General features: G+C 36.9%; 2 protein-coding genes. Both read right to left on the minus strand.

The window, feature by feature from the left end; genetic code table 11:
- Nucleotides 1–35: 35 nt before the first annotated feature.
- Entirely contained in the window at nt 36–18071 is an 18036-nt protein-coding gene (locus DMB71_RS17555; protein WP_162614843.1) for a T9SS type B sorting domain-containing protein, read from the minus strand.
- A 132-nt stretch (nt 18072–18203) separates the two neighbouring features.
- Entirely contained in the window at nt 18204–22790 is a 4587-nt protein-coding gene (locus DMB71_RS22255; protein WP_111368286.1) for a PorP/SprF family type IX secretion system membrane protein, read from the minus strand.

Raw genomic sequence — 22790 nt, forward strand, 5'->3', positions numbered from 1 at the left:
TTTTTTTAGATAACATCATTGGGGCTATAATTTTGTTATCTGTATAATGTGAAATGTCCAACAAATTCTCTTGGATCTTTCGGATCATTTAATTTAAGAACATACCAGTAATCTCCTGTTGGCAATTCCTGTCCATGATATCTTCCGTCCCATTTTCCACCTACACGGTATTTCGCAACTACTCTACCATATCTGTCATAAATATCGAACGTTAGCTCTTTGTATGCTAATGCTCCACAGTCTGGACCAATTGTCGTACCAGTACTACCGTTTGGTGTGAAGTAGTTTGGCATACAGAAGTCATAGAATGTACCATGAACTGTTATTGTCGCCTCACAACCATTTTTGTCTCTCACGATAACTACATAATCACCTGTTTTATAGATTCTATAGCTATTAGATGATGTAAATGGCTCACCGTTGAAACTGTACTCGTAAGGAGCAACTCCACCAGCAGCTTTTACAACAATTGTATTGATGTCTTTGCTTTGGTTTGTTACATCTATTAGACTTACTGGATCAACAGCATTTACTTCAAACAAGTCAGTTGTTACTTCACATGTATTCACATGTTTTACTGTAATGTAATGAGGCCCTGCTGCAACATTTGTAAAGATATTGCTAGGTTGGAAATTTCCATTATCTAGAGCATACGTTACTAGTGTTGGATCTGTGTTTGACGGATCTATTGTTACCACAACCATATTTGCCTGAGCATTGTTCACACAATCATAAGTTACTTCAACAGTAGGATTAAGTGTAACAGGCGGTGCCATGTTAATCGTAATCTCTTGCATACATTGATTAGCATCTAATATGTAAACTGTGTGTGCTTTACCTTCAAGCCCAGAGAACGTAAATCTAGTTTGTGTAGAATCTCCTAACGTAAACGGTCCGTTCTGATTATCTAGGCTATAGCTATAAGGCTTTGTTCCTCCTATAACATCAATTACAAATTTAGCATTCTTTTCACCCGTACAGTGCTCTTCTTCTCTAAGAGTCAGATCTTCTGTAATTACGATTGGATCTGGTTCTTTAACTTCAACATCTTTAATGTAAACATAACATTCATTTTCGTCTTGAACTAATATATCGTAGAAACCAGGTTTCAAGTTTTCGAATACATTTTTATCAAAGAACTGTTTGAATTCAGGTTCAATTGCATATTTATATGCACCGACTCCTCCTTGAGCGTTTACAGTGATCTTACCATTATTGTAACCGTTACAAGTTAAAGGCGTAGCAATTGCATCAGCTGTTAATGAGGTAGCTGGCTCTGTCAATACAAATGTTGTTGACACAGTTTGGCAATCTGAGCTAGTTACCTTCACTTTATAAGTTCCTATTGGCAATTCTGTAAATGTACCAGGAATAGTTTGTGCTGGAGCTGGAGTAATATCAATTCCTGCAGCATCTTGTAAAGTATAGATATAGTTACCTAAACCTCCTTTTGCTACTACTGTAATAGATCCTGTAGCTCCACCTTTACATTTAATATCAATTTTGCTAGATCTCTCGAATTCTAATTTTGGAACTGGCTTGAACTCTGTAGTGTTAGATACAAAACTTCTACAATCCTTAGAATCTTTTACAAAATACTTGTACTCTGTCGCAGCTGTTGTAACTGGCAATGTAATATCTATGTAAGAACTAAATGGTCCTGTGTAATTAGTTCCATCTGCACTGTAATAGTACGGCGGAACTCCACCAACAGCCGTTAATTTAATAACTGGAACTTGCTGACAAGTTTCTGTTCTTACAATTGACAATGTTGCTTTTACAATTTCTGGCTGGTCAATTGTTACTTTGTTAGAATCATTTGTACAGCCCCAAGTATCATTTGCAGTTACGTAATATGTTCCTGCTTTTAGATCTGTAAACTGATTTGATCCTTGTCCTTTCGCAGTAATAACTGTTCCGTCAACCAATACTCCGTGTAGAGTATAAGTATAATTTCCAGAACCTCCGCTAACGGTATTAATTGTCACAATTCCGTTCTCATTATCAAAACATGTTAACATTGGTGTAGCACTAATGTTTATTGCTATTGGAGTAGGAATAGATAATCTAACTGTATCAGAATCCTCACATCCATTCGCATCCATTACGTAAACTGTATACAATCCAGCTGGTAAATCTGTAAACTTATTCTCAGCTGAGTATGGTTTAGTAACAGGTCCATCAAGTTTGTACTGATAATCTCCAGTCCATCCTCCTGTTGCAGTTGCTACAATCTCTCCATCTGTATTGCTTAGACAAGAAATTGGTTTAGAATTCACCTTAATTTCTAAAGCAGCTGATGGACGCTGAATCGTAAAGTTTGTAGTAACAGAACAATATGGAAGTCCCGTTAATTGTGCTACAAATGTATACTTACCAGCAGCAAGATTAGAAAGGTCTACTTTTGTACCATTTGAATTTCCGCTTACGCTTGATCCAGATTCGTGCGTTAATACATATGTAAATGGACCAGCTTCATCTGTTGGAGTTGGAATATCATCAACTAAAGTTAATGTTATGCTACCATTTGAATCTGTGAAACATGTTACATCTTTAATATTTGTCGCTACTAAACGGAACGTATTCGGTTCGTTAACAATGTATGGCTTTTCAACACCACAACCTGTTACCGGATTCGTAACTTTAATTAAATAAGTACCTACTTTTAATCCTGTGAATAAGCCGTTTAAGCCATTTGTAACAGGATAAACTGTACCATTTGTACCTTCAATAGTGTATGTCAATGCTGGTAATGTTCCTCTTGTTGGAATTGCTGTTACCTGAACTGACTCAGCATCTCTACAGTTAATTTTTGTTGTAGCAAGATCTAAACGAGCAATATCTACATACTGATCAATTTTAACTGAAGAGTATCCGCCTTGACAACCTTTGCTGTCAAAAACAATAACTTCATAAGTTCCACCTAAGTAATCAGATTCAGTATAAGTATTTCTATCATCGTCTTGAACTACTTTACCATCTCTTATAAATTGGTATCTGATGTACGTATTTGAACCACCACTCACTGAACTAACAGGTACTGTAATCGTAGCGTCGATAGCGGTATTACCTACATTACATAAGTATTGTGTTACTACTGGTTTGTTTACCACTATAGGAGCTGGCTCACCAACTTTCACTGTAGCAGTTCCAGGACATCCTTTACCAGAGATTACTGTCACCTCATAATCACCCGCAGGCAAATCGTAGAAGTATGGCGAATCTTGAGGTCCTCTAACCTCTGGACCAGCAGTAAGACTGTATCTGTACTCTGGGTTGTTATTTGCAGCATCAAGTTTAACCTCTATACGACCATCTTTGTAAGTATTACAAGTTACATCAAATCCTTTTGCAGTGATTCCAGTAACTAGAGTTGGCGTTTCGATTGTTACATCTACCGATTTCTCACATGTTGGACTTGTGCTAATATCTCTTACAATAAATGTATAAGAACCTGGCGCTAAGTCTTTAAATACGTTATCTACGCTTGTTGTAATCCAATTATCTTTTGTGTATACATATTGTGCTGGCATTTTACCTCCGCCTGCAGTTAATGTAACCACACCAGTAGCAGTCATACAAGTTGGATCTGTAGTAACTTCTGCTTTTAAAGTAAGCGGTGCTGGAATGTTAAATGCTGTTGCAGCTTTTACAACACATTTATTAGCATCTCTAACCCATACTGTATAATCTCCAGAATTTTTCACAGTAAAGAAAGCATCTTTTCCATATTCCGATCCATCTAAACTGTATTCTAGTGGAGCCACACCTGTAGCCGAAACGTTAATTGTGTAGCCATTAACATCATCATAACAAGGACTAACCACACTTACATTAGTAATAGCTGGCATTGGGTCTTTTGAAATGTTTACTGGTACAAATGCTTTACATCCGTTTGCATCCATTACATACACATTCCAAGTATCAGACGCCGGAGCAATTGCTGTAGTTGGAATTGTAAATATTTTATCGTCTTTGAATAAACCATCGGCAGGAACACCTGCTGTTGGTAATACCACAACATATTTGTATCCTCCGCTACCTCCAACGATTTGTGTTTCATCGATTGTAATAACCGCACCTGCTGTGTTACAATTTTGATTTTTCTTACCTGGATTGAAATTAATCAAATCTAATACTGGTGGTTGAGTGATTTCGAATGTATTCGAAGTTACAGAACAGAAAGGATAATCATCCTCTTTAATAACCACAGTATAAGCACTTCCTGCACCAACTCCAACTGGAATTGTATACGGATTAGTCGTTGCACTATCAATAGGTCCTAAAACCCCTGTTACTGCAACACCAGCATTCCAAACTTGGTAAGTGTAATTTCCTTTATAATCTAACACATCGATAGTGATTTCACCATTTGTTCCACCATTACAAGATACTGATTTAGAAGCAGTAGCAATAACTTTTGCTGTCTCGTATACTGGCACATTATAAGCATTTGTTATAATAGAACAGTATGTTCTTTTATCTGTTATTTTAAACTGATAGAAATGACCTGCAGTTGGAGCAATATAGTCAAAACTGCTGTCTCCTGGGTTAACCTGAACCACAGTTCCTAAAATCTGACCATCTTGATATACTTGATATTCAAAACTAGCCGGAGATGCACCACCTGCAATTTCTACATGAATTGTTTCATGTCCATTGTTCGCACAAGAAGCTCTATCACCTAAACTTGCTACAGCCCCAGTTAATTTAGGGAATGCTGCAATTGGAATCTGAACATCATCAATACATCCATTTGAATCTTTAACATAGAATGTTAATGTCTGAGCTGTATCGTTGCTTACAGTGAATTTATTATCTGGTATCCAATTTGTTCCATTTTCACTATAAGTATATATACCTGTACCACCTGTAGCTGTCACCTCTACTACAGTAGAGTTTGGCATGTTAGTACCAGAACATGTAAATGCTGATGGTGTAGCTTTAGCTACCACTGCTGTTGGTACATCAATGATTTGAGGTGTACTAGCTGAACAATATTTTCCAGAAATTACAGCAACTGTATATGTACCTGCAATTAAACCGGTAAACAACGGCGTGTTTTGAGAAATCAAGGCACCACCTGTCGGAAGCGTACGCTGAATAGTATACGTATAATCACGATCATCATTACCAGGGTCTAAGGTTATTAATATAGAACCATTAGAAATATTTCCTTGCGGATCCGAGCAATTTGGTGAAGTCGGTGTTACTTTAAATGTTACTGGTGTAGGAGCCACCATATCAACAGTATTTGTTGTTACGTGACAATCACGGGCATCATATACATCAAACACATAAACTCCGTAATCTGTATCTGCTACATTAAAATCTGAGTACAATGCATTAGTAAAGTTAGTTAACGCAGATGTAACTCCTTTGTAAGTATAAGTATATCTGTAAGGAGCATATCCTCCAACCGCTTTAACTCTTATTGTTCCATCAGCAGGAAGGGCACCAGCACAATAAATTGGTTTCTCCATTGCGATTGAAGCAAAAAGCTGCGGTTTAATTTCTACTGTTGTTGCTGCAGATTCGCAACCATAGTTATCTCTAACTTTTATTACATATGTTTTCGGAGTTAATTTATCGAATGTAAATGTTGAATGCCATGTTTCTCCATTATCAATAGAATACTCATATGTAATTGGGAAAGTAGATGTACTTGCCGCAGTTATTACTAAAGTTGTTGAATCTGTATTGTAATAACAATAATCAGATGTTGTTGCAATAGTTAACGTCGGTTTAGGAGGAGTAATTAATTCGAATGAATTTAATACCTCTACCGAACAAGTATTTGCGTCTTTTACTTTAATATCATAGAATCCTGTTTGAGTAAGATTTTTAAATATACCATTATTGTTTGTGATAGTCGTGTTGTCTGGCTGCGTTAGGGTAAATGTATAATCTCCCCATCCTCCACTTGCTGTTACAGTAACCGCACCAGAAGTTGTACATCCTAATGGCGTTACAACTGGAGTTGCTAGAACTAAAGCTGCAGGTGGAGCTGCAATATTAACTTTAATATCCTTAGAACAGTCAGTTGCATCATCGATAACTTCAATTGTATGATCGCCTGCTGATAATCCAGTCAAGCTGATTACTGGGTTTGAATGATTACCTGGAACTCCAACTCCATCAAGTGTATAACGATAAGTTGTATTAAATCCTGATACATAGAAAGTTGCTTTTCCGTTAGTTGCAGTCAAACAAGTAATTCCATCTTTAGATGTCTCTTTGATATCAATTTTGACAACATTAGGAATCTTAAGATTTTTTTGGAACGTACATTTATTAGCATCTGTTACTTGGAATACATATTCAACGTCTGGTAATAAACCAGCAAATATGTTTGTTCCGTTATCTTCAAATGTTGGAGAAATTTTTTGATATGTTAAAGGCCCAACACCTCCAGCAACATTTATAATTTCAACATTTGTATCTAAAGTTGTACAAGTTATTACCGGTCCCGCTTTAAAATCAAATCCTGTTGGAGGAACTAGTTTTAAAATATCTACTGAACCATTTACTGTACATCCATTTGCATCTTTTATTGCATAAAGAATATGCTGATCTGTTTTTGTACTATTTTCAGTAACAGTGTATGTATCTTTAGCTATAAAATCACCTCCATTAAAACTGTACGTGTAAGCACCAGTACCACCAGTCGCTTTTAATACAACTGTTGCAGATTGCGCTACATTTCCTGCACCACAAGTAAGTCCTGTAATATCTGGAGCTAATAAAGTTAATAAAGTAGGTTCTCCTAAAGTTGCTGAACTAGTAACCTCACATCCTAAAGCGTCTTTTACAATAAATGAATAAGTTCCTGCTTTAACCGTATATAGTGTTGTATCAGAGAATCCTAAACCATTAAAGTTATATTTATAAGGAGCCTTTCCTCCTTTTGCAGATACTTCTATAGTACCATCACCTCCATTACATAAAGGCTGAATAGCTTTATAATCTGGAACAATTGGCACAATGGCATCAACATTAACTGGCGCAGTCTCAATTGGACAGCCATTTGCATCTGTAATTCTAAATTGGTATACATCAGCATTAGCCGCAGTTACAGGGTATGTGAATGTTGTAACACCAGCCACTACAGTAGTTGTTGGAGTAATAGAAGCATACGCACCCGCTGCACCCTTTTTAACTTCATAAGTATATGCTGGAGTACCTTTTTCAACTTTAACTGTTATTGTAGCATTTGCCACAGCATTTCCAGAAACAGAACAGTCTAATTGTTTAGTTACTTGTGCACTTGCAATAGGTGTTTCTGTAATGGTAATACTTTTCGAATCCGAACAATCGTTAGAATCTTTTATAGTCACATTTACTGGACCAGAACTTAATCCTTTAATTGTATACGGGAATGGTACTGCATCTTTAATTTCAATGAAATCAGCATTATTTACTTTAATATAATAAGGAGCAATACCTTGAGTTGTCATTGAAACAGTAACCTCAAACGCACCTTCAGCAGCGCATTTGTTTACAATAGCTAAATTAGCAATTGCTGGAGCAGGATCTAAAGGAACATTAACCGAAACACCTGTTGGTTGAATACAGCCATAAGAATCTTTAGCCCAAACTAGATAATCTCCTGAATTAACATAGAATGTACTTGCCGTATGAGCAGCTGTAAATGAAGCAGCTGTTGGTTTTGTGTCTTCAGCACCAAAACCAAGTGGAAGAACATCTGGAACTATTTGATAAAAATATGGTCCTGTTCCACCAGATGCTTGAGCTTTTACAATACCTGCAAGATCTTTACAGTTGTCATTTTTAATTACTGATGCTTTTACTTCTAAATCTGTCGTAGATTCTTTTATTTCAAAAGTACCAGACGAAGACTGACAGCCTTTAACAGCACCATTATATTCAGTGTAAGCAATATAATATCTTCCTGGAGCCAAAGTTCCTGGTAGAGGATCTGGGTAAGTTCTCGTAAATGAAGTTCCAGAAACTGAAACATTTATTTCTCCGCTTACTGGTACATTGCTTTGCTCTTTAAAAATTTGATATCTTACATCTGTAGTAGTTGGAGCCCATCCTGAAACTGTAAATGATACGCTTCCGTCGTTAGCGTTCTTACAAGTAACATTTGTAGCAATCGCTGGTCCTACTAATGAAGAAGCTGGTGGGATTGGTCCATTTGCAGATTTTAAGAAATAACAATTTGTTGCCTTATCGTGAACTACGAAAGTATATGTTACTCCTGGAATTAAATTCTTAAATGTTTTAACTGTACCTCCAGCAACATCTGGACCACTATAATTATTTGTATACGGAGCATAGTTGTACTCTAATAATCCAAATTCATAATCTGCACTAGGAACTATAACTTTAACCGTAACAATAGCTGTACCCGCGTTTACACAGTCCGAAGCAGTTGTACTAACATCAATATCTAAATCCTCTGGAGGAGAAGCCATTACAACTTGTTTAGGTAAAGTACAGTCATTAAGATCTTTAACAACTACAGTATAAATTCCAAAATCAATAATCTCAAATGTCTTATCCTCTCCAGTTGGCGCATTAAAAGAAGCACTATAACCAAAATTACTTGTAAGGTAGTATACATATGATCCTGAACCTCCTGAAACATTCTTAACAGTAATTGAACCAAAGCTTGAGCCTGAGCCTCCTACGGTTTTATCACATTCAATATTTTTTTGTTCAGTATCAAAAGTAACAGGATCTGGAGATACTACAGCAACTTTAGTTGACGCAGCACTAAGACATCCTTTACTGTCACGAACTTGGTAAGTATATTCTAAACCAGTCCCAGTTGCTCCAGCTAAATCTGTGAAGTAACCTGTTTGGTTTTCTGTAACCCAATTATCAATTGTATAATAAAATGGTGGAGTTCCTCCTGAAGTAACAGTAATTTTAATTGTTCCTTCATTAGAACCTGAACACAATGTAGGAGTTGCTACAGCACTTGCTACAGGTATTATCGGAGTTGTAACTTCAACTGGAACAGTAGATTCTGCCTCACAACCGTCTGATTTTACTTTAAAGTAATAATCTCCTGGATCTGAAGTATAGAATACATTTGTTCCTGCTGGCAATATAGCTGTATAAGTTCCGCTTGCTCCTTTTTTGTATTCATAAGTATATGTACTATTACCACCTGCAGCCGTTAAAGTAATTTTTGCGTCTGGAGTTGCTGGCAAGGTAGCTGAACAAGTTACATCTTTTTCTGGTGTAACTGTAAGTGTCAATTGACTATTTACATGTAAAGGTTTTTTGGCTTCACAACCATTATCATCTTTTACACTTAAAATATAATCTCCAGGAGCCGAAATGGTCTTAACTGGATTGTTGTCGTAAACACCGTCAATTCCATACTGAACAACACCATTATATGTCGTACCAGATATAGTAACTGTAATTGGTGCACCACCTGTTTTAAAACAAGTTACAGCAGGATCATCAATTGTTGGTACTGCGTCTTTAGTGATATGAGCTGTTGTTTGAGCAGGACAACCTTTCTCATCTCTTACATAAACATCATAATCTAAACCATCGACATCGGTGTCTTTAGAGAACGTTGTTGAAGTTGTATAATCTGCAGGATAAATTGGTGCCGTTGAACCAGCTTTAACCACAGCATAATATAATATTCCTGTTCCGCCATTTGCCGTTACAGTGATTGTTGTATTTTTTCTATCGCAGAATACTTTAGGCCCTGTTGCGCTTACAATAGTAACTGCTGTAGGATTTGTTAATACGATAGTTTCATGAGCCTCACATTTTGTAAGGTTATTTGTAACACTAAATGTATACGAATCTGCTTTTAATCCAGAATATGTAATTACATCTCCTGTTTTAGAAATACCAGTTGTAATTGTACCCGTAACAGCTCCTACTAAGCTATACGTATAACCTGTAGTTCCGTTAGTGTTTCCTGAAATGGTGAAAACAAGTCTACCATCAGAAAGATCTTTACAAGATACATTTGCGTCAATTCTACCAGACTCTAAAATTGGAGTTACAGGATCGATTACAGCTGTTCCTTTTTTGGTACATCCGTTATCATCTGTAATAGTGAAATTATAAGTTCCAGGTACTAAACCTGTAAAAGTATAACTATTAAAATTCTGAGTTGTTACTTGCACTGCTGGTGCTACTGCTGCAACATAGCTAGTAATCTCATATTTCAATGGCAATTTACCACCAGTAACTGTAACTAATAAATCTGTTGTTAATTTAGTAGCCTCACAAGTAATAGCTGGAGACGAAAAAGCTATAGCAGTTGGAGGAGTTAAAGGCACAACCGTTGCCGAAGTTGCCACTGTACAACCATTCGCGTCTGTAACTGTAATATTTACAGTACCAGAGGCATTAATTGTGAATGTGTTTGAATTTGATAAACTTATTGATGTAGCTGGATTTCCAGTATCATAAGTATATTTATACTTGTTTGCTCCTGTATAAGGTGTTCCTCCTGAAGCAGTAACCGTTATGATAGCTGCTTGAGATGCATTGTTCGTTCCACATTTTAAATCAGTAGTAACTTGTGCATCTGCTTCAAATATAGCCACTGGACCTTTAACCGTAATTGGTTTAGAAACAGAACATTTTGTATTAGTGTCTCTAACTACGATGTCGTAAGTAGAAGCACTTAATCCTAAAAATTCGTTAGACGACTGCCAAGTAGCTCCATTATCTTTACTGTACTCGTAAGTACCTGAAGCTGGAGTTGCAGTTACAGTTATTTTTCCTGTAGCATCACCAAAGCATTTAACATCAATAATATCTGTTGTAAAATCAGGTGTTACTTTAGTCGCAACGTTTTCTGTAAAGCCAGTTTTACATCCTTTACTGTCTAATATTTCAAATACATAAGTACCGGCAACAGCTGCAGGATATGTAAATGTAGTTACACCTGCTCCAACATTTGTATATGTAGCAGGGAAACCAGCTCCATTAACATTAACTCTATATTTGTAATCAGGGTAACCATTACCAATTGTAACTTCAATAATAGCATCTGCACTTGTGTTACAATCTAATTTTTTAATGACTTTATGATCTGTAACAACTACTGGAATAGCCACCACTTGTTTTGGTAAATCTATTGAACATCCTGTAGAAATATCTTTTACAGTTACAACATAATCATCTGGAATTAATCCTGTGAAAGTACCATTGTTTTGAGGTTTACCTCCATTAAGACTGTAAGCATAATTTGGTGCAGCGTTTGGAGAAACAACAATTGTAGCTCCTGTTCCGCCAGCACATAAATCTGTAGTCGCATCAATTGATGCTGTAGGAGGTGCTACTGTACCAATAACGAAGTCACCTTTTACTTCACAACCATTTAAATCCTTTACTAAAACGTCATAAGTTCCAGCATTTAAATTTGAAAACACATTTGTTGGTTGTGTAATTGCAGTTCCTGCTGGTGATGTAGGAGTTATTGTATATTCATAAGTTCCCCAACCGCCAACTGCATTGATCGTTGCCGTACCTTTTTTATCGCAAGTAACATCTGTAACAAGTTCTGGATTTAAATCAAGTTTAGCTGTTGGCCCATCAATTACAACCGTTTGATCTTTAGAACAAGTTGTATCTGTATTAGTAACAACAATTTTATGAGTTCCTGCACTTAATCCTGTCACAGAAATATCAAATGAATTTCCTACTGCAGGAGATATTAGTGCTGTAACTGGTGCTAAAGCATCTACTTGGTAGCTGTATCTAACAATGTTACCCAATCCAGAAACTGTAAAGATCGCAGTACCATCTGTAGCTCCACTACAAGTTATATTATTATGAGATTTAACTGAAATCTCAAAAACTGGCAATGCTTTAATTTCATGTAACTTTTCGAAAACACATTTATTAGCATCTCTAACTTCAAAAGTATAAATTACACCTGCATCTAATCCTGCAAAAGTATTGCTAGGTTGGAATGTCGCTGTAGCATAAGCAGCTGGTGCTTTTATTCTATATTCTAAACCTGCTGTTGGAAGTGCTGCTCCAGCAGCATCTACAACATTAGTAATAGTTACTGTTGCTTGATTTGAAGGACATGTTACAGCAGAATTATTAATTGTCATTCCTTTTGGAGGATTAGGTGCCACAATTGTACCTACGACAACCGTTTTAGAACAATTTTTACTATCTGTAACCGTAACAGAATAACTTCCTGGAATTGTCAAATTCTCAAAAAGACCTGTAGTATTAGTTCCAACTACAGTATTGGTAGTTGTATTTTTTAATTCAAAATTATAGCCTCCATTACCACCTATTGCAGACGCAGTAATTGTTGCTGTTGTCTCACAAGTATATGGTGTTGAAATAGATGCCGAAGGCACTAAATCTTCTGGTTGGAAAACTTTAAATGTGTACGATTGCTCGCAACCTAAATTGTCTTTTACAATATAGCTATAAGTAATTCCAGCAACTGAACCAGCTAATGGACCATAATGAGTAGCTGTTCCAAAAGCACCTGTTCCATTAAACTGATATGTAAATGGAGCCACACCTGTTAATGGTGTAATGTCTACATATCCATTTGCGGCATTGTAACATGTTACATTTTCAACTTTATGTTCAGCAGTTACAGGTTCTGTTGGTTTAATTTCTTTTTCTTCAACAGCTGTACAGCCATTTTTATCTGTGATTGTGAAAACATATGTTCCTGGAACATCTGTATATGTAAATGTAGGACCAGTAATATCTCCGCTAGTAAATAAAACAGTATTCGTTGCTTTATTTTTTACTACATATTTATATGGAGCAGTTCCTCCACTAATTGTAACTTCAATCGTAGCTTTTCCAGTTGTACAAGTTAATGCACCACTGATAGACGAACGAGCTGAAATTTGCTCATCAATTGTTTGGCTTACTGCCAAAGCATCACAGCTATTAGCATCTGTAATCAAGAAACTATATTTACCTGGAGCCGTTACTTTATAATCAAATGATGTTGTAGTAAATGAAGCACTTGAAGATCCATAAGTAATTCCTCCATCTGTACTTACTTTATAAGTGAAAGGACCAACTCCTCCGATAATATTAACCGTAATTTTTGCTCCCGCATTATTATCAAAACACAATCCTGAGTTCTGTACCACTACAGCTTGTGGTTTAGATGCTGGATCAATTACTAGTTCTGTATCCATTGCATCAGAACAAGACTTAGAGTCTACTCCTGAAATAATATAAGTACCCGCTGGAACTTCATATAAAATTCCGTCGGCTGGGAAAGTTTTAGTGTAAGAAGAGTTTTTATCTTTTAATGTTAAAGTATACGCTGGTGTACCGCCAACTGCAGTAGCAGTAACAGTTGCGCCCTTACAAGTAGCCGCTGATGCAATTGCATTTACAACAAATGGATCCTTAGCTGGAATTGTTGTTGGAATTGTAAAGTTACAAGAAGCCGCGTCATTTGCATAACGAACACGAACATCATAAACACCTGAATTTTTTCCTGAAATTACAACAGGAGAAACTTTAGAATTTACCCATGTTGGAGATGGATCACCACCATTTAATGTATAATAGAAACCGTCTGTTGTATTAAAGTTTTCTGCATAAATACTAAATCCACCATCAGCACTATTGCTACAAGAAACTCCAGTAATACCTTTAACTTCAGCTTTAAATCCTTTTCCGTTTTCTACTTTTAAGTCTAATGTTTCAGCAGATAAACATGATTTTGGCAACTGGCGTACCCAGATATCATCAATAACTAAGTCATTACCATTAAATACTTCACTTCCAGAACGAACAACAAAAGTTAAATTTTTATTGTCACCTGGATTTAATTTTAAACTAATAGGCACCCATTTCTTTCTGTCAGGGTGATTAAAGCCAGGAGCAATTTCTCCTGTATCATCCCTAGCCACAACTTTTCCAGTTCCGTCAACCAATTCAATTCTAATAATTGGCGCGGCACTGTTGTAGGTTGGCATTAACAAATTACCTACGTAAAAATCTACAATTACATCCTGATTAGGAATAACATCTACAATTGGTTTACTGTATAAAACACCATATTTTCCAGCAGCATTACCAACGTTTACTAGTAAATATCTACCATTAGGGTCACCTACATTATCCAAATTATTTGGATTTGTAGTATGATCTTTATAATGGAACCATGCTCCAGAGTTATTGCTAAGGGGATCATCTGGTCTCCAGAAAAAACTGGCTACAGAATAAGCATTATCTTCTACAGATCTACTTGGTGTTCCATCAGGATACTTGCATAAATAAGGTGGATTTACCCTTTGATCATTAAAACAATATGCAGGTGCAATACCAGGTGTTGTAGTTGGAGGCCCGCTTCCAAAATCCTCTTTCAATAAGTTGCTAAATGTAGGAGCCTGTACTAAAGTATATTCTACTTTAATTTTATAATCACCTGCAGGTACATCTTTAAAGACGTTAGCAGGAGTGTTTGTATTCAATGCATAAATATAACTTCCCGGATTTGCAGGATCTGGTTTACCAATATAGTATGAGTAAGTATAACTTGCACTTGTAGAAACGTTAGCAGTTACTGTTACTGTTCCTTGTCCGTTACAGTTATAAACAGCATCTGAAACATCAAAAGTAGGCTTTGCTGGTTTTGGATCTAAAACAATTCCTTTAACCTCAAAAATACAGCCTGCCGCATCTTTAATTAATAAAGTATATGGCGTAGCACTAGGTTCAACATAAGCCTGATTACTTGTTTGCCAAGTTTTTCCACCATCAAAACTATATCTGTAAGGATTTGGTGCCGGGAATTGAACACCTCCTTGAGGATTCGTAATTCTAACTAAACCTTGTTGTTCATTTCCTGCTGGTCCACAACCAGATAACTCAGCAACACCACCAGAAGCCGTTAACGGTGAACCTGGTCCAGTAATTGTTATAGTTTTCTCTGGATCAAAACAATCTACACCATCGTAAGTATATTTTACAATTACTTTATAATCACCTGGGCTTAGGTTTGTAGTTGGCATAGTTGTAAAAGCACCTCCATTTACATTGTAAGAAACTGAATATCCAGAATCTGCCGGAGTAACAACCATCGAAATTTCACCTTCTTTAGAATTATAACAAGCAAGGTTTTTAGTATCAAATGTAACTGTTGGTTTTACAATTTGAATCATTTTGATAGGAGGAATTGTTACAGAACATCCTTTATCATCAACAACCACAATGTTGAAAATTCCATCTGCCGGTAAATCTTCTGGAGTTACAGTTATTATCGGGCTAGTAAAATAATCAGCATTGCCGTTTACATAATACATATAATATGGTGGTGGGCCTGGTCTTGGAGTACCTCCTGTAACTGTCACCGTAATTTCACCATTGGCACATGCTGTAAGATTCTTAGTTACTTTTGCCTCAGCAGCCAGACGATAATCGAATACTTCAATTTCTTTCGTTATGAAACAGCCGTTCTTAGCTGTAGACATATCAACTTCATAAACTCCTGGTTCAACTCCTTTAAATTTTGTAAAGTTATCATCAATCAAACCTGTGTTTTGAATCTCTGCTGTACTACCTTTCTTTCTAAGAACAAATTTATACTGACCAGGAACGTTATTTAAATTCGCGGTTATAGTTCCTAATTCACCAGTACAAATTGGGTGAGTTGCTTGGATGTCTGCTGATAATACAAGTTCATCAACATTCACATCTACGAAGAAAGGACAAGCAGACATTTGACCGTCTATTAATACAGTCTGTCTAATCTGAACTTTATAACTTCCTTTAGGAACATTATTGAAAGTACTTGATGTCTGATAACTTGTTCCATCAAGACTATAGCTATAACCTGTATTTTCAGGCGGATTTGTAACTTTAATCCAACCTTTAGTATTACAAACAATATCTTGTTTTTCTGCTTGTGGATCAAGTTTATTCTGATAAACATTAAAATAATGCATCACCACACAAGTATTGCCATAATTTACAACAAGTCTAAAAACACCTGGTCTGTCAGCAATAAACTTTGTATCGTTGTCAACAATAGTAGTCCAGTTTGTTGCTCCTTCATAAGGACAGCTTTCTGGATTAGGCTGATTTGCCGGAGGAACATCTTTTGTTTCCTGCCAAGTTACTTTTGTTGCGCCTGTAATTTTCGTGTCAATTTCTCTCTTATCGTTAAGACCGCACAAGAAAATTTTAGGGAACGGTTTATTATCTCTCACACAGGCATAAGCTAGTCCTGTAGCTGGATCAATATTATCTCCTTTAATAGGATTTGCAATTGTTCCCGCAAGATAATCTTTTACGTTGAACGTTTGCATAATTGGTTCACAGTTATCAGCACCACTATTATTCACCGTATATTTTCCTGGTTTATCAATAGTAACTGTTCTATTGTTTCCACCAAAAATAACTCCGTTAGGATCTCTCCATACGTAAGTTTTATATCCTAAAGCGGCCGTTAATGTAGCAGTACCACATATCGAAACATCTCTGTTAAATAAACAATCTTGAATACCAACTAAAAAATTTGTAGCCGTAGGTTCTCCAACATTACATTGTGAGATTGAAGAATAACTTCCTTCTCCAAAACCTTCTGGCGTAGTATTTTTTTCACCAAAATATCTAGAGTAAGCTATATTTTCAACTTTGTTGGAACACGCATCTATTAACTCATTACAGTCATCTACAACTTTTACTTTAAACTTGATGGTGTATGGTGTAAGAGGACCGTTCGCAACTACCATTGCATCAGGTATTGTGAATACTAATTTTCTAGTAGCAGCATCATATGTTGCTGTAATTCTAGAATCCATTGTGATACCGCTTAGACCGCCAAAAATTACATTTTTAGGAAGTTCATCAGTTATAGTAAAGTTCTTCGCATTATCATTTCCTTCATTTCTAAAATTAATTTCGTACTGAATATCCTGATTTAATGTTACTGGCTTGCCATTAATATTATTATTGTTTTTATCTAGAGCATTCTTTCTTAATACAATTTTTGGAGCAATAATTTCTACTGATAAGGCAGTAAAAAACATATAATAAGAATCCTGAGAAGTGTTAATCGTAAGATTAGCATCTGTTTCATTATTCTGTATAATCGTATTATTTGGATTGTCAATTTTTACCACACCGGTATCATAACCTAAAGTATTTAAACTGGCAGGAGTACGACCTGGCAAAATAATATCACCATCGGTTATTGTACTGTTAAAAAAGTTTGGTGTACCAGGGTTACCCGGCGCAATTGGTCTTACAAGTGAAGAAATATTTCCTGCTGTAGCAGATTTAACACCTTGTATTTTTAATCCGTCTCCTTTTAAGGAAGCATCACCTTCTAATGCAGCAAAAGCAAGTTTTGCATTTACATCTCCAAATGGATTGGTTCTAAAACCTGAAACAGGAATCACCAACGGTGGGTCACTCGCTCTGATAATACCAAAACCATTAAAACTTGTGATGAACTTGTTTGGTAATAATGGATCTTTATAAACTACAAAAATAGACCAGCCACCAGAGTTACCTCCAGGAGTCACTTTTCCTTCAGAAGTCATGATGTCACCTACAGTATAAACACCATCCTTAGCGCTCTTAACTTCATCTGTAATTTCTTTAAAACAAGCATACGGTTTTGAAGCATATACATTGGTAACGCCTGGTTTTCCTTCATCATAGATGATTGTACCTGTTAACTGCTTGTATGCCGCTGTAGGTGTTTTTAATTTCACGTTAGCGATTTTGCTTCGGTCGGAACCCTGATAAGTTCCTGCCCAATACAAAGCAGCGTATACAATCTCGTAACATGCCTGACTAGCCTGGGGAATCACTAGTTTAGCAGAACTTGAATTAAAGGTATTGCTATCGCCGTCAATATCGATATATTTCATATCGAAATTGTCGTTCACCTTAGTTACATCATCGAAGGCATCATTTGCACGTTGTTTACTTTTATTTTCATCTCTATTTAAGATGTTGTTTCCAATCACCAAAATATCTCCATTTAAACTGGCGCTATATTCTGTTTTGAAACCTTCTCTTACCTGAGAATAGGAAGATAAACTTAACAATAAAAATACGACTGCAATTAATACTTTAAAAATAGTAGGTTTTTTCATAGTCTTCATTTTGTTTTTGGCCTTCTAAATTTTTTAAGGGGCATTAAAAAATAAATTTCAGCATTCTAAACTTTTATTTATTTGCCCTTCCGAAAATTCGGAAGGACTAGATTTTTCAAATTATATATTCTATTAATTCTCCACTTTTACAATGGCCATTTTTCCATTATATGGTTTACTACCTTTTGCATCTAATGCTTTTGTTGCCTCTTGTAAACCGTCGTATTTCTCATAATAGATATAGTACTTACTTGTAGCTACATTATAAAAGAAATTAATATCTGAACGTCCTGCAGCCACTGCTTTTGTTAAGAATTCATCTCGTTTCTCTACACTATTATGAACTGCAACAATTAAATAATAACCATTATCAGAGTTTTTAATATTTTTAATAATCTGCATATTTGACTGCTCTTCACCAAAATCAAAATCATTTGCTTTTAATGGTGAACTGCTCAATTTTGTTGTCTCTTTTATTCTCTTAAGAGCTGCAACGTCCTGCGCATATCTTCCTTCATCATTTTCATAAGCCGCACGTTTAATTCTACGTTTACGCTCAATTTCAGTCTCAGTCTTAATACGCTCTAAATCGGCAATCAAAGAAGCGCCTTCTCTTTCCATTTTTAATTGAGCCGCTTTCAATTCGTTTATCTTTTCAAGATAAGCTTTATTCAAAGGATCATCTTTCGGGAACTTTTTAAGTCGATCGTTATACAGATTAGTCAGTTTCGCAATCTCATTCTTCATACTGTTATTTGCGTCAGCAATCTGAACTTTCAATGCCTCAATTTGGCTATTTTCTGCCGCTACACTCTTAAATGGTTTTGGCTCCCTATATATACCTCTTTCACTTAAATCATTCTCCTCTTTCAAATCGTTTAAGTCTTTCTGTTTATTCGCAACAGTCGCTTTAAACTGATTTAGTAAATCCGTTTGAATATTACTTGTGCCTTCAACAGATTTAGTTAGATTCTCGATCGATTTTCCTGTATCATCTTTCGCTTTTGCCGCTAGTGCCGCTGCTGCTGCATCGGCTTTTGCCTGGTTTGCTGCTAATCTTGCTTGGCGCTCTTCTTCTTCACGTAAACGTCTTGTTTCTTCTTCAGCTTTCATCTTCTCTGTAGCTTCAGCATCGGCTTTGGCTTTTGCTTCTGCTAGAAGTCTTGCTTGTTCAGCTGCCATATCTGCTTTGGCTTTTGCATCTGCTGCCAATTTCGCCTGACGAGCATCTTCTTCTACTCTAGCTTTTTCTTCGGCAGCCTGTTTAACTTTTAGCGCTTCTGCATCTGCTTTTGCTTTTGCATCGGCTGCTAGTTTAGCTTGAAGTGCTTCTGCGTCGGCTTTTGCTTTTGCGTCTGCTGCAAGTTTTGATTGAAGTGCTTCTGCATCTGCTTTTGCCTTAGCATCAGCTGCTAATTTCGCCTGACGAGCTTCTTCATCCAATCTTGCTTTTTCATCTGCAGCTTGTTTCGCTTTTAATGCTTCTGCATCCGCTTTTGCTTTTGCATCGGCTGCTAATTTCGCCTGACGAGCATCTTCCTCTTCTTGTAATTTTTTCGCTTCGGCTTCTGCTTTCGCTTTTGCGGTGGCTTCTGCATCTGCTTTTACTTTTGCGTCAGCCAATAGTTTTGCTTGTAGAGCTTCCATATCTGCTTTTGCTTTTGCATCTGCTACTAATTTCGCTTGAAGCGCTTCTGCATCTGCTTTTGCTTTAGCATCTGCTGCTAATTTCGCTTGACGAGCTTCTTCTTCAACTCTAGCTTTTTCTTCTGCGGCTTGTTTCGCTTTTAATGCCTCTGCATCCGCTTTTGCTTTAGCTTCTGCTGCTAATCTTGCTTTTTCTGCTTCGGCATCCGCTTTGGCTTTAGCATCTACTGCTAATTTTGCTTGACGAGCTTCTTCTTCTACTCTCGCTTTTTCTTCTGCAACTTGTTTCGCTTTTAACGTTTCTGCATCGGCTTTCGCTTTAGCTTCGGCTGCTAATCTTGCTTTTTCTGCTTCTGCATCGGCTTTGGCCTTAGCTTCGGCTACTTGTTTCGCTTTTAATGCTTCTGCATCTGCCTTAGCTTTTGCATCGGCTGCTAATTTCGCTTGACGAGCATCTTCCTCTTCTTGTAATTTTTTCGCTTCTGCTTCTGCTTTCGCTTTGGCTGTAGCTTCTGCATCTGCTTTTACTCTGGCATCTGCAATTAATTTAGCTTGCAAAGCTTCCATATCGGCTTTTGCTTTTGCATCTGCTGCCAATCTTGCTTGTTCTGCTTCTGCATCGGCTTTCGCTTTAGCTTCTGAAGCTAATCTTACTTTTTCTGCTTCTGCATCAGCTTTTGCTTTTGCATCGGCTTCTAATTTTGCTTTTGCTTTTGCATCGGCATCCGCTTTCGCTTTAGCATCTGCTACTAATTTGGCCTGAAGTGCTTCTGCATCAGCTTTCGCTTTTGCTTCCGCTGCTAATTGAGCTTGTTTCGCTTCTTCGGCTTGTTTTATTTTCAATGCTTCTGCATCAGCCTTTGCTTTTAATTCAGCAGCTATAATTGCTTGTCTTGCTTCTTCGTCAGCTTTTACTTTTGCATCTGCTGCTAGTTTCTCTTTAAGTGCTGCTTCTTCGGCTGCTTTTGCTTTTGCATCTGCCGCCAATTTGGCTTTGTTAGCAGCGTCAATCGATGCTTTTGTTTTAGCTTCGGCTGCGGTCTTAGCTTTTGCTTCAGCTGCTAATCTTGCTTGCAATGCATCTGAATCTGCTTTTGCTTTTGCATCGGCAGCTAATATTGACTGCATATCAGCGGCCTCCGCTTTTGCTTTAGCATCTGCTTTACGTTTTGCTTCTGCAGCGTCAGCTTTTGCTTTATTGTCTGCAATTAATTTTAATCTTGCAGCCTCAGCATCTGCTTTTGCTTTTTCTGCAGCAGCCAATCTTGCTTGTCTTGCCGCTTCAGCGTCTGCTTTTACTTTTTCAGCAGCGGCTAATCTCATTTTTGCTGCAGCTTCTGAATTTGCTCTTGCTCTTTCTATCGCAAGTTGTGCTGCTGTTTTTTGTTGTGTTGGTGCTGCTGCATTCGCCGCGGCAGCTTTCGCTTTTGCAGCTTCTGCATCGGCTTTTGCTTTATCCGCTGAGGCCAATTTTGCTTGTAAAGCTTCTGCATCAGCTTTTGCTTTTGCATCAGCAGCTAATTTTATTTTTAAAGCTTCTGCATCTGCCTGAGCCTTATCTGCTGCTAACTGTTCTGGAGTTTTTTGTGCAACTACTCCAGGTTTATTTGTTGCCGCCTGTGCTCTTGCTGCGGCTGCGGCATCAACTTTTGCTTTGTTATCAGCAGCAAGTTTTATTCTGCGTTCTTCAGCATCTGCTCTAGCTTTATCTGCTGCTAGTTGTGCTTGTGTTTTTTGTGTTTCAGCTACTGCTTTGTTTGCTGCTGCAACTTGTGCTCTTGCTGCGGCTGCCGCATCTGCTTTGGCTTTTGCCTCTGCAGCTAATCTTATTTTAATAGCCTCAGCATCTGCTTTAGCTTTATTGTCTGCTTCTAGTTTTGCTTTTGCAGCGGCTTCAGCATCTGCTTTTGCTTTATTATCTGCTTCTAATTTGGCTTTCGCTTTAGCCTCTGCATCTGCCTTAACTTTTTCGGCAGCTGCTAATCTTGCTTGTTTTGCTTCAGCATCTGCTTTTGCTTTTGTTTCAGCAGCCAATCTGTTCTTTTCAGCAATTTCAGCTCTATTCACCTGAGTTGCTTCTGAATTTGGTTTAGCTGGAACTCGTTTTGGCTTAGCTGGATCAATCAATGATCCTTCATCATCATCTCCGTAATAGTAATTTCTATTTTTGAATTTATAAGCTATAGCAAATTCATGTGAACCTCCTAAATTTGAGAAATTGCCCATTCCTCTTTCGTAATTGTATTCAATAGCAATACTCGGAGAAATATTTACTCCAAGACCTGCAGAAACTCCATACAATGTATTATATCCAGCTTGCGCCCAAACTCCTTGCTGAAGTGCAAGCATAGCAAGTCCAGAAATAACTGTTTTATCTTTTTTGATTTCTGTTCTAACAATTCCAGAAAATTTACTTCTGTCAAAAAAGCCATAACTATCAATATATCCAGTATACATAGCATGCAATTGAATGGCTCTTTCGGGATCTTCTTTTACCATTCCAGATCCGAAATTGTAAAGCACTAAATTGTTAACTGCCAATCCGAAATCTAAAAATTCTGTTCCATAATTAATCCCAGGATTTACAGTCAGCAATGTACTTTTTGGAAACTCTCCGTTTAAAATAGTAGAGTCATCAGATATGATTTTTCCTGTATTTATACCGCTTTGATAAATTCCAACATTTAAACCAAAAGTCAAATTGCTAGCCTCTTCTAAAACAATGTTATGAGCGAAATTGGCAACTCCGCCAAAAACAGTCATTAGTCCGTAATTCTGCTGAAATAGACCGACAGCAAATGCTTCATTCTCTCTAAATCGTCCAGAATAATTAGCTAAATACGTCTGCGGAGCATTTTCAAATTGAACCCATTGTCTTTTGTTATAAAAACTAGCATATGGATTTGATTCTCTAACAAAACTGAATGTTGGGTTAATTAAATATCTATTAAACTTTAAAGAATTTCTTATGGGTAATGAAAACGAAACAACTCCATCCTCAGAAGCATCTTGAGAATAGAGTACATTTGATAAACCATAAAATAACGTGATGAATAGTAAAAGTTTCTTCAT

The organism is Flavobacterium tistrianum (assembly GCF_003254545.1).
GTDB lineage: Bacteria > Bacteroidota > Bacteroidia > Flavobacteriales > Flavobacteriaceae > Flavobacterium > Flavobacterium tistrianum.